This is a genomic window from Dyadobacter frigoris (assembly GCF_005280585.1).
In the GTDB taxonomy this organism is placed as follows: Bacteria; Bacteroidota; Bacteroidia; order Cytophagales; family Spirosomataceae; genus Dyadobacter; species Dyadobacter frigoris.
Genome location: NZ_SZVO01000059.1, coordinates 1 through 1,036, shown reverse-complemented (window position 1 = coordinate 1,036; position 1,036 = coordinate 1). Strand labels below are relative to the sequence as shown.

Here is a 1,036-nt window from a genome sequence, read left to right as displayed (position 1 = left end):
ATTTGACTATCCGGTATTAATACCAAGTGCTTTCCATTGCCGCTATCATTAGTCTATCTGAAAGTTTATCGCCAAAATATCTTCGGTTAAACTTATAACAAAACTCGTCGAGGTAGTTCTGAACATATTTGGCATTTATACAGTTATGGTGCACCCCATTTAACATTCTTTTGGCATTACTAATGGTTCGGTTCACCCACGGAAACAGCTTTGCTGCTTTCTTTTTATCGGACTCAATAACGACATTGTGTTTGGCAATTACCTCTTTTAATTTTTTGTAACCCCAATAGCCATCGGTCARAGCCACGGAGGCAGGATTTACACACTTCTCCACCTCCGTATTAATACTTTTAGCAGTCAAGTCCTCCATGACCCGCATTTTTAAATGACCTACTTTTCGGTCGGSTTTACCCTTTTTAGGCGCGGAAATACTAGGTTCTGACTCCACCATGACGAGTACTTTGGCCTGTCTTTCACTACCTCTACCTCGCTTATATTTCTTTTCGGTACCATCTGTTAGAAGTATATCTTCCTTGTTATMAACGCGTTCAAAGAACCCTTCATCAAATTCAATGCCGTTTTTAAGTTGATATTTATCATCGCGCTTACTCATCACTCTACGAATTTTATGCATCATATACCAGATCGGCTCATAGCGTTTATGACCAAGCATACGTTGCATTTCCAGTGCAGAAAAACTCTTTTTGCTTATAGTCATTAATTCTATACAAATTAGCCAATACCTAAACGGCAAATTAGTCTGTTCCATGACCGTTCCGGCCCGCAAACTTTTACGGCTGTGGCACTTTTTACACTCAAATTTGTAATCGGTCTTCCTGAAATAATGCTCTGTACAGCCACATTTATGACAAACAACTCCAAGTTCCAAACGTTTGTTCTTAAATGCTTCAACGCAACTCGCTTCATCAGGGTATTTCTCGAAAAATTCACTCAGATTCATAGGAATATTGCGTTCAATTTAATACTACAATATACCTATTTTTATTCAATAGTACAAGTAACGGACAGTCATATA

At 38.3% G+C, this 1,036-nt stretch carries 1 protein-coding gene; it reads right to left on the bottom strand.

The features are described from left to right. Positions 1–16 precede the first annotated feature (16 nt). The gene (locus FDK13_RS35205) at positions 17–961 is read right to left on the bottom strand and encodes an IS1595 family transposase (protein WP_137344680.1); all 945 of its coding nucleotides are present in this window, start codon (positions 959–961) and stop codon (positions 17–19) included. Between the last annotated feature and the right edge of the window lie 75 nt (positions 962–1,036).